The organism is Streptomyces sp. NBC_01190 (genome assembly GCF_045039895.1).
GTDB lineage: Bacteria > Actinomycetota > Actinomycetes > Streptomycetales > Streptomycetaceae > Actinacidiphila.
In genome coordinates, this window is record NZ_CP108580.1 from 1,260,533 (window position 1) to 1,275,628 (window position 15,096).

12 protein-coding genes are annotated in these 15,096 nt (G+C 71.8%); 1 reads left to right on the plus strand and 11 read right to left on the minus strand.

Annotated features, from left to right (window positions below; translation table 11 throughout):
• Window positions 1–12: 12 nt before the first annotated feature.
• From OG519_RS05340 to OG519_RS05370, 7 genes are all read right to left on the minus strand, one after another.
• Complete coding sequence (locus OG519_RS05340; RefSeq protein WP_405579301.1) at window positions 13–1,206, minus strand: acetylornithine transaminase; 1,194 nt, start codon at window positions 1,204–1,206, stop codon at window positions 13–15.
• Window positions 1,203–2,198, minus strand: coding sequence for an acetylglutamate kinase (gene argB, locus OG519_RS05345; protein ID WP_405579303.1), 996 nt, complete (start codon window positions 2,196–2,198; stop codon window positions 1,203–1,205). The genes OG519_RS05340 and argB overlap by 4 nt, the downstream gene beginning before the upstream one ends.
• Window positions 2,195–3,349 (minus strand): bifunctional glutamate N-acetyltransferase/amino-acid acetyltransferase ArgJ, encoded by a 1,155-nt coding sequence (gene argJ / locus OG519_RS05350; RefSeq protein WP_405579306.1) that lies wholly within the window; start codon window positions 3,347–3,349, stop codon window positions 2,195–2,197. Before argJ ends, argB begins: the two co-directional genes overlap by 4 nt.
• A gap of 67 nt (window positions 3,350–3,416) precedes the next feature.
• Window positions 3,417–4,445, minus strand: a complete 1,029-nt coding sequence (argC, locus tag OG519_RS05355) for an N-acetyl-gamma-glutamyl-phosphate reductase (protein WP_405579309.1) — start codon at window positions 4,443–4,445, stop codon at window positions 3,417–3,419.
• 138 nt (window positions 4,446–4,583) lie between these two features.
• Window positions 4,584–5,834 carry a methyltransferase gene (locus tag OG519_RS05360; protein ID WP_405579312.1) on the minus strand — a complete coding sequence of 417 codons (1,251 nt, stop codon included), beginning with the start codon at window positions 5,832–5,834 and terminating at the stop codon, window positions 4,584–4,586.
• Window positions 5,835–5,979: 145 nt separating this feature from the next.
• Window positions 5,980–6,804: an NAD(P)-dependent oxidoreductase gene (locus tag OG519_RS05365; protein ID WP_405579315.1), complete on the minus strand. Its 825-nt coding sequence runs from the start codon at window positions 6,802–6,804 to the stop codon at window positions 5,980–5,982.
• Between the two features lie 460 nt (window positions 6,805–7,264).
• Window positions 7,265–7,999 carry a hypothetical protein gene (locus tag OG519_RS05370; RefSeq protein WP_405579317.1) on the minus strand — a complete coding sequence of 245 codons (735 nt, stop codon included), beginning with the start codon at window positions 7,997–7,999 and terminating at the stop codon, window positions 7,265–7,267.
• A 262-nt stretch (window positions 8,000–8,261) separates the two neighbouring features.
• On the opposite strand from OG519_RS05370, the gene OG519_RS05375 reads away from it, so the two are divergent.
• Window positions 8,262–9,809, plus strand: a complete 1,548-nt coding sequence (locus OG519_RS05375) for a serine/threonine-protein kinase (protein ID WP_405579320.1) — start codon at window positions 8,262–8,264, stop codon at window positions 9,807–9,809.
• A 326-nt stretch (window positions 9,810–10,135) separates the two neighbouring features.
• Here OG519_RS05375 and OG519_RS05380 read toward each other — a convergent pair whose 3' ends face one another.
• Genes OG519_RS05380 through OG519_RS05395 form a run of 4 tightly spaced genes read right to left on the minus strand, consistent with a single transcriptional unit; the run spans window position 10,136 to window position 15,018 of the window.
• Window positions 10,136–11,266: an XdhC family protein gene (locus OG519_RS05380; protein WP_405579323.1), complete on the minus strand. Its 1,131-nt coding sequence runs from the start codon at window positions 11,264–11,266 to the stop codon at window positions 10,136–10,138.
• Window positions 11,259–13,451, minus strand: a complete 2,193-nt coding sequence (locus tag OG519_RS05385; RefSeq protein WP_405579326.1) for a xanthine dehydrogenase family protein molybdopterin-binding subunit — start codon at window positions 13,449–13,451, stop codon at window positions 11,259–11,261. The genes OG519_RS05380 and OG519_RS05385 overlap by 8 nt, the downstream gene beginning before the upstream one ends.
• Complete coding sequence (locus tag OG519_RS05390; RefSeq protein ID WP_405579328.1) at window positions 13,448–14,440, minus strand: FAD binding domain-containing protein; 993 nt, start codon at window positions 14,438–14,440, stop codon at window positions 13,448–13,450. The genes OG519_RS05385 and OG519_RS05390 overlap by 4 nt, the downstream gene beginning before the upstream one ends.
• Window positions 14,437–15,018 carry a (2Fe-2S)-binding protein gene (locus tag OG519_RS05395; protein ID WP_405579331.1) on the minus strand — a complete coding sequence of 194 codons (582 nt, stop codon included), beginning with the start codon at window positions 15,016–15,018 and terminating at the stop codon, window positions 14,437–14,439. Before OG519_RS05395 ends, OG519_RS05390 begins: the two co-directional genes overlap by 4 nt.
• Window positions 15,019–15,096: the final 78 nt, after the last annotated feature.

Consider the following 15,096-nt stretch of genomic DNA (forward strand, 5'->3'; position numbering starts at 1 on the left):
CCGGATCCCCCGTCAGTTCTCCCCGGCCGCCCGGAGCACCCGGTCGAGTACGCCGGGCAGCACCCGCAGGAACACATCCGTCTCATCGTCGCCGACGATCAGTGGCGGCGCGAGCCGTACCGTATCGGGAACAGCCGCGTTCACCAGCAGTCCCGCCTCCTGAGCCGCCCGCTGGACCGGCGCGGACAGCGGCTCGCGGAGCACGATACCGATCAGCAGCCCGGCGCCGCGCACCTGATCGACCAGCGGGTGCCGCAGCGCCTCGATTCCCTTGCGCAGCTTCTCGCCCTGCCGTTTGGCGTTCTCCAGCAGGCCGTCGGCTTCGATGGTGTCGAGCACGGCGAGCGCGGCGGCGCAGGCGACCGGGTTGCCGCCGAAAGTGGTGCCGTGGGCGCCCGGGGTGAGCAGGTCGGCGGCCGGGCCGAAGGCGACGGTGGCGCCCAGCGGCAGTCCGCCGCCGAGCCCCTTGGCGAGCGTGACCACATCGGCGGCCACGCCCTGGGCCTGGCCCTCGAACCAGTGCCCGGTGCGGCCGATGCCGGTCTGCACCTCGTCGAGCACCAGCAGCGTGCCGGTGGCTGCGGTGATCTCCCGGGCGGCGGCGAGATAGCCGGCCGGCGGTACGACGACGCCGTTCTCCCCCTGGATGGGCTCGATGACGACCAGCGCGGTGTCGGTGGTGACGGCCGCCCGGAGCGCCTCGGTGTCGCCGAACGGCACATGCGTGACGTCGCCGGGCAGCGGCTGGAAGGGGTCGCGCTTGCCCGGCTGCCCGGTGAGCGCGAGAGCGCCCATGGTGCGGCCGTGGAAGGCGCCCTCGGTGGCCACCATGTGCCGGCGGCCGGTGAGCCGGCCGATCTTGAACGCGGCCTCGTTGGCCTCCGCGCCGGAGTTCGCGAAGAAGACCCGGCCCGGCCGGCCGAAGAGCTGGAGCAGCCGCTCGGCGAGGGCGACCGGCGGCTCGGCGATGAAGAGGTTGGAGACATGGCCGAGGGAGGCGATCTGCCCGGTCACCGCCGCCACGACGGCCGGGTGGGCGGTACCGAGGGCGTTGACGGCGATACCGCCGAGGAAGTCGTGGTAGACCTTGCCGTCGGCGTCCCAGAATCGGGTGCCCTCGCCGCGAACCAGCGGCAGCCGGGGCAGCCCGTAGTTGTCCATCAGCGAGCCCTGCCAGCGCCGCGCCAGCTCCTCGTTGCCGGTCACCGGTCTCCCCCTTCTCCTGCTGTTCCGGCCGCACTGCCGGTATTCATCGCATGGGTCGTGTTGGCCGCACCGGTCGCCCGCGCGGCCGGGACCGCGGCGGGAGCGGGATCGTCCGGGACGACCATGGTGCCGATGCCCTCGTCGGTGAAGATCTCCAGCAGGATCGCATGCTGGACGCGGCCGTCGATCACCCGGGCGGTGCGCACCCCGTTGCGTACCGCGTGCAGACAGCCGCGCATCTTCGGGACCATGCCGCTGGACAGCTCGGGCAGCAGCTTCTCCAGCTCGGTCGCGGTGAGCCGGCTGATCACGTCGTCACTGTTCGGCCAGTCCTCGTAGAGCCCTTCGACATCGGTGAGGACCATCAGCGTCTCCGCGCCGAGGGCGGCGGCGAGGGCGGCCGCGGCGGTGTCCGCGTTGACGTTGTAGACATGGGCGTCGTCGGCGGCGCGGGCGATCGAGGAGATCACCGGGATCCGGCCGTCGTCGAGCAGCGCCTGGATGGCTCCGGTGTCGATCGCGGTGATCTCGCCGACCCGGCCGATGTCCACCCGTTCGCCGTCGATCTCCGGGTAGTGCTTGACCGCGGTGATGGTGTGCGCGTCCTCGCCGGTCATGCCGACCGCGAGCGGTCCGTGCTGGTTGAGCAGTCCGACGAGTTGGCGCTGCACCTGGCCGGCCAGCACCATCCGGACGACGTCCATCGCCTCGGGGGTGGTGACGCGCAGCCCGGCCCTGAACTCGCTGACGAGTCCGTGCCGGTCGAGTTGGGCGTTGATCTGCGGGCCGCCGCCGTGCACCACGACCGGCTTGAGCCCGGCGTGCCGCAGGAAGACCACGTCCTGGGCGAAGGCGGCCTTCAACTCCTCGTCCACCATGGCGTTTCCGCCGAACTTGATGACGACGGTCCGCCCGTGGTGGCGGGTCAGCCAGGGCAGCGCCTCGATGAGGATCTGCGCCTTGGGCAGCACGGTGTGCTTGCGCGTGGTCATGAGCTGTACGCGCTGTTCTCGTGGACGTAGTCGGCGGTGAGGTCGTTGGTCCAGATCACCGCGGTGGCGTCGCCCGCGGCCAGGTCCACGGTGATGACGACCTCGCGGAAGCGCATGTCCACCAGGTCGCGGTCCTCGCCGACCGAGCCGGCCCGGCAGACCCAGACGCCGTTGATGGCGACGTCGAGCCGGTCGGGTTCGTAGTCGGCCCCGGTGGTGCCGATCGCGGCGAGCACCCGGCCCCAGTTGGGGTCCTCACCGTGGATCGCGCACTTCAGCAGGTTGTTGCGGGCGATGCTCCGGCCGACCTCGACCGCGTCCTCCTCGCTGGCGGCGTGCACCACCTCGATCCTGATGTCCTTGCTCGCGCCTTCGGCGTCGGCGATGAGCTGCCGGGCGAGGTCCCCGCAGACGGCACGGACCGCGTCGGCGAACTCGTCGTACCCGGGGGTGACATGGGAGGCTCCGGAGGCGAGCAGCAGCACCGTGTCGTTGGTGGACATGCAGCCGTCGGAGTCGATCCGGTCGAAGGTCTGCCGGGTCGCGTCGCGCAGCGCCTTGTCGAGGGTGCCGGCGTCCAGGTCGGCGTCGGTGGTGAGGACCACCAGCATGGTGGCGAGGCCCGGGGCGAGCATGCCGGCGCCCTTCGCCATACCGCCGACCACCCAGCCGCCCTCACCGGTCACCACGGCGGTCTTGTGCACGGTGTCGGTGGTCTTGATCGCGATGGCGGCCTTCTCCCCGCCGTGCGCGGAGAGTTGGGCGGCGGCCTGCCCGACTCCGGGCAGCAGCTTGTCCATCGGCAGCAGGGTGCCGATCAGGCCGGTCGAGGCGATCGCGATCTCGCCCGCGTTGTGGCCGAGCACCTCGGCGGCCCGTTCCGCGGTGGCGTGGGTGTCCTGGAAGCCCTTGGCCCCGGTACAGGCGTTGGCGCCGCCGGAGTTGAGGACGACGGCGGTCACCTCGCCCGCCTTCAGGACCTGTTGCGACCACAGCACCGGGGCCGCCTTCACCCGGTTGGAGGTGAAGACACCCGCGGCGGCGCGGCCGGGGCCGGTGTTGACCACGAGGGCGACATCGGGGTTGCCGTTGGTCTTGAGCCCGGCGGCGACACCGGCCGCCGTGAACCCCTTGGCTGCGGTCACGCTCACTTCGAATCCCTTTCCGCTGCTCCGGTCGTTCGGGCCGCTCGGTCCCGGGCCCCCTGCCGGGCCGCGCTCATGGCGCGATCCCGACCGTTGAGAGGCCCGTCGTCTCCGGCAGCCCGAGGGCGATGTTCATACTCTGTACGGCGCCGCCCGCGGTGCCCTTGGTGAGGTTGTCGATGGCGCTGACGACGATCACCCGGCCCGCCGACTCGTCGTGGGCCACCTGGAGCTGGACCGCGTTGGAGCCGTGCACGGCGGCGGTGGCCGGCCACTGGCCGGCCGGCAGCAGGTGGACGAACGGCTCGTCGGCGTAGGCCTTCTCGTACGCCTGCCGCACATCGGCGGCGGTGACGCCCGGTTTCGCCTTGGCGCTACAGGTGGCGAGGATGCCGCGGGACATGGGGGCGAGGGTCGGGGTGAAGGAGACGCCCACCCGTTCGCCGGCCGCCGCGCTGAGGTTCTGGATCATCTCGGGGGTGTGCCGGTGGCCGCCGCCGACGCCGTACGGGCTCATCGAGCCCATCACCTCGGAGCCGAGCAGATGCGGTTTGAGCGCCTTGCCCGCGCCCGAGGTGCCGGACGCGGCGACGATCACCGCCTCCGGCTCCACCAGGGCGGCGGTGTACGCGGGGGCGAGCGCGAGCGAGACGGCGGTCGGGTAACAGCCGGGGACCGCGATGCGCTTGGACCCCTCCAGCGCGGCGCGGCCGCCCGGCAGCTCGGGCAGTCCGTAGGGCCAAGTGCCGGCGTGCGGCGAGCCGTAGAAGCGCTCCCAGTCGGCGGGGTCCTTCAGCCGGAAGTCGGCGCCCATGTCGATGACGAGCACATCGGCGCCCAACTGCTCGGCGACCGCGGCGGACTGCCCGTGCGGCAGCGCGAGGAAGACCACGTCATGGCCGCCGAGCACCTCGGCCGTGGTCGGCTCGACCACCCGTCCGGCCAGCGGCGCCAGGTGCGGCTGCACCGCCGCGAGCCGCTGCCCGGCGCTGTTCTTCCCGGTCACCGCCCCGATCTCCACCCCGGGGTGGCCGAGGAGCAGCCTGAGCGCTTCCCCTCCGGCATACCCACTGGCCCCGGCCACCGCCACCCGCAACGCCATCGGTCCGCTCCTCCACACTCGACGGTATGAGTATACGAGGGGTCGCAGTTTTATGCAATGGTGGGCGGGGCGCGGCGGCGGACCGGCTCTGGGCGAGCCGGTCAGGGCGGTCGAGCCGGTCAGGGCGGCGGGCGGCGGTCAGCGCTTGACGGCTCGCAGGATCACGAACTTCGGGTCGGAGGCGACGACTTCGCAGTTCCCGAAGAGGCGGCGCAGCCGGAGGTGGTAGCCGAGGTGGCGGTTGCCGACGACCCAGAGTTCGCCGCCGGGGCGGAGCGCGGCGCGGGCGGTGGCGAACATATGGCGGGCCGCGGTGTCGGTGGTGGCCCGGTGCGAGTGGAAGGGCGGGTTGTTCAGGACCAGGTCGACGCTGTCCGGCGGGAGCGTGGTGAGCGCGTCGGCGACGAGGAAGTCGGCCTTCGCCGCCGGGTCGGTGTTGGCCCGGAAGGTCGCTTCGGCGGACGCCACCGCCTGGTAGGACTCGTCCACGAAGAGCACCTCGGAGCCGGGGTTGGCGAGCGCCGCCGCCGTACCGACGACACCGTTGCCGCAGCCGAGGTCGACCACCCGGTCCGGGCCGCTTCGGGCGGGCAGGTGCCGGAGCAGCAGCCGGGTGCCGATGTCGAGCCGGTCGGCGCAGAAGACGCCGGCGTGGCTGGTGACGAAGCGGCCGGCGAGCGGACCTATCCCGTCCGGCAGGGCATAGCGCAGCGGCCACGGGTTGACGGTGGAGGTCGGGGCCTGGGCCGGCGCGCAGTGGATCAGCCGCGCCTTGCGGACGGCGAGCGAGGTACGGGTCGGGCCGAGGATCCGCTCGAAGAGCCGCAGGGTGGAGGTGTGGATCTCGCTGACCATGCCGGTACCGACCACCACCGTCTCCGGACGGACAGCGGGCGCCAGCCGGTGGAGCTGGTCCTCCAGGAGGGCGAGGCTCTTCGGCACCCGGATCAGCAGCACATCGGTCCGCTCCGGCGAGGTGTCCCGGGTGGACAGCAGCCGCACCCGGGCCTCGGGGGCGTTGCGCCGCAGGTTCGCCAGCGTCGCCTGCTGCCCGAGGTGGGAGTCGGAGATCTGGGTGACCCGGGTGGTCGGGGTGCGCCCGGCCAGCGCGGTGGCCAGGGCGCCCCAGCGGTCGCCGACGATCACCACCTCACCGGACAGGTCGACCGGTCCGCCGCCCGCCGGCCCGGAGTCCGCCGGCCCGCCGCCGACCGCCCCGCCGCCGACCGGCCCGCCGCCGACCGGCCCGGCATCCGTCCCGGCGTCCGGCCCCGCCAGCCGGCGCAGCAGATACTCGTCCGCCGCGTCCCAGGCCCGCAACTGCTCCCTCGGCTCGGCCGGAAAACGGGTCAGTTCGAGGTCGCCCCACGGCGTACTGAATCGGTGCATGATCCGCCCAGCCTAGTCCCCGTATCGGGAAGATCTGCCCGGTCACGGGGACCGGCAACCCTCCGCCGGCCACCGCCGGCGGGCGCCCCCGCGGAGTGCCCTCGTGGAGCGCCCGCCATCCGGCGGCCGGCGGGGTCACGCGGCCTCAGGCCTCGGCGACGATACGGTCGGCGATCACGGCGAGGTCCTTGGCGGCGAGGTCGGGGTAGGCGAGGAGGCGGTCGAGCACGGTACGGGCCAGCGGCAGATCGGCGGCGGCCGAGGCCAGCCGGACGTCCTTGGCGGCGTGGGTGACGGGGTAGTGGGCGGTGGTGGTCGACACCCGCTGGAGGAGGCCGGCCAGCGGGCTCGCGGCCAGGCCGTCCCTGACCAGGTCATCGGGGAGGCCGAGGCTCTTGCCGAGGGCCAGCGCCTCGGCGGTGAGGACGACGCCGCCGATCACCGCGTTGATGAGCACCGCCTTGAGCGCGGCGCCGGAGCCGACGGGGCCGCAGGCCCGGACGGTGCCGAAGTGCGCCAGCAGTTCGGCGACCGGCTCCAGGTCGCCGCCCGCGAGGACGAGCAGCTCGCCGGCCGCCGCCTTGTCGACGCTGCCCATGACCGGCGCGTCCACGTAGGCGACGCCGGCCGGCAGCCGTTCGGCGGCGGCCCGCGCGGCGTCCGGGCCGATGCTGGAGGTGTCCACCACGATCGTCCCCGGTCGCAGCGCGGGCGCCATCGCGGCGCCCACTTCCGCCACCGCCGCCGGATCGGCCAGCATCGTGAAGACCACGTCGGCCTCCCGTACCGCCTCGGCGGCCGAGGACCCGATCGCGGCCCCGGCCGCCGCGAAGGGCTGCGCGGCGGCCGACGTACGGTTCCAGACGGTGAGCGGACAGCCGGCGTCGAGCAGCCGGCGCGCCATCGGCGCACCCATCAGCCCGAGCCCGAGAAAGGCGATACGAGGAGCGTCCCCACGGTTGTCATTCATGCTCAGGACGCTAATGCGCTCCCCCGTCCGCCACAAATGAACCCGCCCCCGCCGGGGCGCGCGAAGCGGCGGGGCCCGGAGGCGTGTCCAGCCCCCGGGCCCCTCATGGTGCCGCTTCCGTGCACACGCCGGCACACTTGAGGCCGCCGGTCAGTCTGATGTCGTCGCGTTCTGCCATTGAACTACCGGTGCGCGAAAGAGCACCGGACCGGATTCGAACCGGCACCTGACGACCTAGCCCGCGGCCGGTCGATCCGGCGATAAGCGGCGTCTGCTGAGTCTGGAGCGAGAGTCTGAGATTGACAGCGGTCTGCCTCTGCCGATTGGGCCACCCCGGCGGGAAGGTGCCGGGAGAGGGATTCGAACCCCCACTGGAACCGCCTTCATCACGACAAGCCTCAGCTTCAGCTTTGCGCTTCTCGCGCACCCGCCGCGCTCCCGCGGCGGGCATCTTGGGGGGTCACTGCGCGAACAGGTACCCGAACACGGTCTCGCCGACCCGCTGGTCGGTGATGTCCGCGCCGTTCGCCTCCTCCCGGGCGAACTTCACCGCCTGCTGCACCTTCTCCACGCGCTCCAGGAGTTCGTTCACCCGGCGAGCGGGCAGCGCGCCGGAGAACTTCACCGTGGTCCAGTAACCGACCGGCACGTCCTCGTAGTACACCTCGACCTGCGCGGGGTGTTTCTCGGTCGCCTCGGCCTTCACATGGTTGCGGGGCACCTTCTTGGTGCGGATGGTGCGCACCGGCTCGGTCTTCCACGCGTCGGTGGACGCGTCCAGATTCCAGGACTCGGCGGCGTCCAGGACCGGCAGCTTGCGTACGAAGGTGGTGAGATCGGTGAGTTGCTTCTCCAGGAAGAGCAGGTAGGAGACCGGGACGTCACGCAGCAGCGCCCGGCCGTCGACCGTGACATCCGCGCGGGCCTCGCAGTTGGCCCAGTCCTTGGTGGCGGTCACATCGAAGAGCCGGGTCAGCGCGGTGGCGGTGGACCGCAGCACGCTCTCGGCCTGGATCTGCACCCTGGTCGACTCGGGCGGCAGTTGCTCGCCCTCCTCGTCCTTGGGCTGATAGGTCCGCGCTATGCCGGAGAGCAACGCGGGCTTCTGCAGGTCGTGATGGGCCGCGGTCAGCTCCTGCTGAGCCTTGGACTTGACGCCCTTCTCGACCGCGATGATCTGATTGAGTTTCGCCACCGGCCGACCGTAACAGCACACCGGTCGCCCGTTCGACCGATTTCCCCGCCCGCCCAGGCCATCGGCCGGACACCTCCCACCCGACCCCTCGGCCCCTCGGCCCCTCACCGCAGCGCGGCAGGCAGAGCCCCCTTCGCGAAGGACCGTCGCGTGACGATGCCGCGTAGTGATCCTGTGAAAGCCGCCCTCGACACGGAGGGTGTCCCTAAGATTTCTCCGCCGCACCATGGTGATCCTCGGTGGGATCGGAGTTGGGGGAGCGATGGCAGAGGAGGCTCAGCCGGGCACGGTGATCGGCGGACGCTACACCTTGACCCGCCTGCTCGGCGGCGGCGGCTTCGGCCAGGTCTGGCAGGCGCACGATCCGGTACTCGGAGTGGACGTCGCGGTCAAACAAGTGCGTCTCGACCGGGCACTGCCCGACGAGGCGCGTGCGGAGCTGATGGCCCGTGCCGCCGGCGAGGCCCGGAACGCCGCCCGGCTGCGCGACGACCCGCACATCGTCACCGTGTACGACGTCGTCGAGGTCGACGAAGGCCCGTGGCGCGTTCCCTGGATCGTTATGCAGTGGGTTGACGGACGCTCCCTCGCCGAGGAGTTGCAGCGCGACGGCCCGCTGAACCTGGAGCCGGCGGTTCGGATCGCCGAGGCACTGCTCGGCGCGCTGGAGGCCGCACACCGCGCAGACGTCGTACACCGCGACGTGAAACCGGCCAACGTGTTGCTCGCCGCGAACGGTTCGGTCCTGCTCGCCGACTTCGGCATCGCCGTCGCACGGAGCGACCCCCGGCTCACCCGCGCTTCCGTTGTCATCGGGTCGCCCGCCTACATGGCACCCGAACGCTGGCAGAAACCCGACGGCGACGGTCGCTCCGACCTCTTCTCGCTCGGCGTGACCCTGTACGAGGCGCTGGAAGGAGTCCTTCCTTTCTCTCCGGTCCCTCCGGTCCCTCCGGTCCCTCCGGAAAATCCCGTCGCCGCTCTGACACAGGACCCACGGCCGATGAAACGGGCGGGAGCGCTGGCCCCTCTGATCCTTGCTCTACTGGAGAAAGACCCGGCCCGGCGCCCCACCGCGGACGCGGCGCGAAACATGCTGCCCCCGAAGCACCGCTCTACCGACGAAGACACCAGGACCTTGGAGGAGATACCGCCCCGGGAGTCCGTGACGATCACCAGCAAACGGCGCGAGATCACTGAAGGCTACTCACAGGCTGCGGGAAAGATCGGCGGGTACGCGGGCTACGGGATCGGCGCTCTCATGGGCGCCGTCAACCCCTCGGACCCGGTCGTGAGCCTGGGATCGCTGCAGATCGGCGTTGACAACCGCTGGGGGAACGCCGCGCTGGGTGGTGCGGTGGTCGGCGGTGTCCTCTACGCCGTCTTCTGGCTGATGGGCTGGATAGCCGGGGCTCACGCCAAGTCTGACGTGATCACCCTCGACGCGCACGGCCTCACTGTCAGCACCTGGCGAGGCACCCCGGAGCGCCGCGTCGCAGAGGACGGCACCCTCGAACCACCCGGACCGAAGACCTTCACCCTGCGGTGGGACGTGCTGGAGCGCATCGCTGTAGAGCGCCCGAACACGTCGTCTCCCCCTGCTATCGCTGTGTGGTTCCGGTCGGCCGACAAGCCCTCCAAAGCCTGGCGCAGCAAGCACGGCGCCGAAAAACGAGAAGGCGGCGGTGTCTGGGTCTACCGGGATGACGCCACCAGTCCGCGCACGGTCAACCCCGAGCGGCTCCGCGACGCCCTGAAGCGCTACGCGAACGGGATCTACGAGGACCCGCACGATATTCCCGACCCCTGAGTTCCTGACGGTGTCGAAGGTCTTGTTCGGGCGCCGTTCGGGGCGATCAACGAGCTGAATGGGCGGTCGCCGTCCTGAGGATAATCACGTCAGCCTGCGGTGTGGGTGCGGGCGGTCTGCACCGGGCACTGCTGGCAGTCGCCGGGAGAGGACTCGGCGTTGACGTAGGGCGCGAGGGACGGCGGTGTCGACCAGCGGCGGCCGTCGCGTAGTCGGCGGCGGCGAAACCGATGTTCCAGTGGACCTGCGGGAAGGACTACCCCATGGCACAGCCCACCGGCCTGTGGCCCACCATCGACGCCACCTGACCCGTATCGGCGGGCTGTTCAGGCCGTTGCCTTCCAGAGGTCCCGGTGGATGGGTTCCGCCCTGCCGGTCAGCGGTAGGCCGGTGCCGCCGCGGTGAGCGGCGATGATCTCAGCCGCGATGGACAGGGCGGTCTCCTCGGGCGTACGGGCGCCGAGGTCCAAGCCGATGGGCGAGCGCAGTCCGTTCAGCTCGTCCTCGCTCAGGCCCGCCTCACGCAGGCGTCGGATCCGGTCCTCGTGGGTACGGCGTGAGCCCATCGCGCCGACGAACGCGAAGGGCATCCGCAGTGCTTCCACGAGCAGCGGGACATCGAACCTGGCCTCGTGGGTGAGTACGCACACCACCGTGCGCTCGTCGGTCGGCGTACGCCGTAAATAGCGGTGCGGCCAGTCGACGACGACCTCGTCGGCCTCGGGAAAGCGGGCTTCGGTGGCGAAGACGGGCCGGGCGTCGCACACGGTCACGTGATGGCCGAGGAACTTTCCCGCCCGCACCAGCGCCGCGGCGAAGTCGACAGCGCCGAAGACGATCATGCGGGGCGGCGGCACGCGGGTCTCGACGAGCAGGGTGATCCCGCCCGGGCAGTGCGACCCGTCCTCGGAGATGGCGACGGTGCCAGTGCGGCCCGCGTCCAGCAGGGTCCGGGTCTCGGCCAGGGCGGTACGGTCCAGCTCCGGGCGGCCGCCGAGCCCGCCTTCATGGGCGCCGTCGGCGCGGACGAGCAGTGGCCGCCCGAGGAGTTCCTCCGGACCGCGCACCACGCGGGCGAGGGCGGCCGACTCGCCGCCGGCCGCCGCGGACAGCGCGGCCCGCAACACGGCCCGCTCAGGCGAGTGGGCGCGGACCGGGGTGACCATCACGTCGATGGTCCCCCCGCAGGTCAGCCCGACGGCGAACGCGTCCTCGTCGCTGTGGCCGAACCGTTCGCGCACGACCCGGCCATCCTGGAGGGCCCGTTCGCAGAGTTCGTAGACGGCGCCCTCCACGCAGCCGCCGGACACCGAGCCGATCGCGGTGCCCTCGCTGTCGACGGCGAGGGCGGCACCGGGGCCGCGCGGCGCGCTTCCGCCGACGGAGACGACGGTGCCGACGGCGAACTCCCGGCCCTCCTCCATCCAGCGGTGCAGCTCGTCGGCGATGTCAAGCATGCGCCGCTCCGCTGCCCAGCCGGGTCGCCCTGGCCGGGTCCGGAACCGAGTCCGGGCCCGGGTCCGGAACCGGAGCCGTCAGCACGCGATCGGGTCGGATCGGCAGATCCCGGTGTCGTACGCCGGTGGCGTGCCAGACCGCGTTGGCGACGGCCGCCGCCGCGCCCACGATGCCGATCTCGCCGACGCCTTTGATGCCGACCGGGTCGTCCGGGTCGTGGTCGTCCACCCAGTCCGCCTCGATGTCCGGGACGTCCGCGTGCGTGGCCACGTGGTAGCCGGCTAGGTCGGGGGCGTAGTGGCGGCCGGTGTTCCGGTCGCGGACCGCCTCCTCGTGCAGGGCCATGGAGATGCCCCAGACCATACCGCCGAGGAGCTGGTTGCGGGCGGTGAGCGGATTCACGATCCGGCCGGCGGCGAAGATGCCCAGCATGCGGCGCACCCGGATCTCTCCGGTGGCGACGTCCACGGCGACCTCGGCGAACTGGGCGCCGAAGGAGTGCCGTTCCTTGCGTGCGAGGGCGCCAAGGGCCTCGGTGGTGTCGGACCGAACGGTGATCCCCTCAGGGGGAATGTCCGGGGCCGCCTCAAGCCGCGCCCGCAGCTCGGCGGCCGCGGCCGTGACCGCCCAGGCCCACGAGCGTGTGCCCATCGAACCGCCGGCGATCATCGCGGGGCCGAAGTCGCTGTCCCCGATCCGGACCCGGACCCCTTCGGGCGCGGTCCCCAGCGCGTCGGCGGCGATCAGGGTGAGGGCGGTGCGGGCGCCGGTGCCGATGTCGGCGGCGGAGATCCGTACGGTGAACGAACCGTCCGCCTCCGCCGTTGCCAGGGCTGTGGAGGGCATGGCCCCGGCGCCGTAGGACGCGGCGGCCGTGCCGGTGCCCAGCAGCCAGCGTCCGTCCCGGCGCACGCCGGGACGCGGGTCGCGGTCCGCCCAGCCGAATCTGCGGGCGCCCTCGCGGAAGCAGGCCGCCAGATTGCGGCTGCTGAACGGGAGCCCGGAGACGGGGCCGGTCTCCGGCTCGTTGCGCAGCCGCAGTTGGATCGGGTCGACGCCGCAGCGTTCCGCGAGTTCGTCGAGGGCCGATTCGATCGCGAACGATCCGGGTGCCTCGCCCGGTGCGCGCATCCAGGTCGGGGACGGCACGTCAAGTCGTACGACGTGGTTGGCCGTGCGGTGGGCGTCGGCGTCGTACATCACCCGGGCGAAGCCCGCGCTGGGCTCGGCGAACTCGTACACGGTCGACGTCCGGCTCAGCGAGATGTGTTCGAGGGCGCGCAGCCGGCCGTCCCGGTCGGCGCCGAGCCTGACTCGTTGCGCGGTGGGGCTGCGGTGCCCGGTCAGCGAGAACATCTGACGTCGGGTCATCACCACCCGTACCGGGCGCCGCAGGGCGGTGGCGGCCATCACGGCGGACACCTGGTGGGCGCGCAGGCCCTTGCTGCCGAAGCCGCCACCGACGTGTTCGGAACGCACCCGCACCGAGGACTCGTCGAGCGAGAACAGCTTGGCCAGATCGCTCTGGATCCAGGTGGCGCCCTGGTTGGAGTCGAAGATTTCCAGCCGGCCGGCGTCCCACAGGGCGGTCGCGGCGTGCGGCTCCATCATACTGTGCTGTTCTTCGGGGGTGGTGTACCGCGCGTCCATGACGACGGCGGACGTGGCGAGTTGGGTCTCCAGGTCCCCCTTCTCCGTCTCCGCCGGCATGTGCCCCTCGCCGGGGTGGGCGCCGGGGTGGTCGGGGACGAGTGCGGTGTCGTGCGGCTCCTCGTCGTAGGTGACGAGCAGCGCCTCGGCGGCCTCCCTGGCCTCCTCGGAGGTGGTGGCGACGACCAGCGCGACCGGCCAGCCGGCGCTGGGCACCCGGTCGTCCTGGAAGACGGCGGCGGTCGGGTCGGGAGTTCCGAGCCTGCCGACGTAACTGGTGTTCAGGCGCGGTGCGTTGCCGTGGTGCAGCACGGTGAGCACGCCCGGCATGTCGAGCACCGGGGCGGTCTCGACCGAGCGGATCCGGCCGCGGGCGACGGTCGACAGGACCAGCCAGCCGTGGGCCAGTTCGGCGAAGGGGATCTCTCCCGCGTAGCGGGCGGCTCCGGTGACCTTGTCCCGACCCTCCACGCGGGTATGCGCGACGCCGACGGCCCCTCGCAGCCCGGTGGCTCCTGGCGTGATGATCGTCATCGGACGTCCCTCTCGGCGAGTTCGGTCAGGACGGCGACCACCAGATTGCGCATGAGGGTCACCTTGTATCCGTTCTCGGGCAGCGGCCTGGCGGCCTCCAGTTCGGCATCCGCGGCGGCGGCGAAGGCCCCGCCGTCGGCCGGCGCCCCGATCAGGACGGATTCGGCCGCACGGGCCCGCCAGGGCCGGGAGGCGACGGCACCGAAGGCCAGCCGCGCGTCCCGTACGAAGCCGTCCTCGATGTCCAGCGCGGCGGCGACGGAGCCGATGGCGAAGGCGTACGAGGCGCGTTCGCGCACCTTGCGGTAGCGGGAGCGGGCGGCGACCGGAATCGGCGGCAGGCTGACATGGGTTATCAGCGCACCGGGCGGCAAGGCGGTCTCCAGGTGCGGGGTGTCGCCGACGGGGAGGTAGAAGTCGGTGAGCGGCACCTCGCCCGGCCCGTCGGGAGTCTCGTAGGAGATCACGGCATCGAACGCCGTCAGTGCCACGCCCATGTCGGATGGGTGCACCGCCACACAGTGGTCGGAGGCGCCGAGGACGGCGTGGTTGTGGTGCTCGCCGCCGACTGCGGGGCAACCGCTGCCCGGGACGCGCTTGTTGCAGGGTTTGCTCACGTCGGAGAAGTAGCCGCAGCGGGTTCGCTGGAGCAGATTGCCGCCGACGGTGGCCATGTTGCGCAATTGCCCGGAGGCCCCAGCCAGCACGGCCTGGGTCAACGCCGGGTACCGGCTGCGGACTTCGGGGTGGGCGGCGAGGTCGCTGTTGGTGACGGTCGCGCCGATGCGCAGGCCGCCGTCCGCGGTGCGCTCGACGCGGTCCAGCGGGAGTTCACGGACGTCGACCAACCGGGCGGGACGTTCGACTCCGGCCTTCATCAGGTCGACGAGGTTGGTGCCTCCGCCGAGGAACCGCGCGTCCGGGTCGGCGGCGAGCAGGGCGACCGCACCGGCGACGTCATGGGCACGCCGATAACCGAACTCCCTCATACGGCTGCCTCCTTCACGGCTTCCGGCGTCCGGTCTCCTTCGTACGACGCCGCCGCCCGACTGACGGCCTGGACGATCGAGACGTAGGCGCCGCAGCGGCACAGATTCCCGCTCATGCGCTCGCGGATCTCGTCGGGCGTGAGCGGTACCGGCGCCGCCTCGATGCCCACGTCGTCGGTGACGGCGCTCGGCCAGCCGGCCGCGTGTTCTTCGATGACGCCGATGGCCGAGCAGATCTGGCCGGGCGTGCAGTAGCCGCACTGGTAGCCGTCGAGGTCGAGAAAGGCCTGCTGGACGGGGTGCAGTTCGGCGCCCTCGGCCACGCCTTCGATGGTGGTGACTTCGCGCCCCTCGGCCGCGACCGCGAGACTCAGGCAGGAGACGACACGACGCTTGTCGACCAGAACGGTACAGGCGCCGCACTGCCCCTGGTCGCAACCCTTCTTGGTGCCGGTGAGGTCCAAGCGCTCGCGCAGTGCGTCGAGCAGGGTGGTGCGGTGATCGATGGACAGACGGTGCTTCTCGCCGTTGATGTGCAGAGTGATCGCACTGGACGTCGACGAGGGAGCTGGGTCCATGTTCAGCCTTCCTTTGTGTCCGGTGACAAGGAATTCGGGCTGTGGGCACCGGCAGGCACCCCTAAGGTGACAACTAAC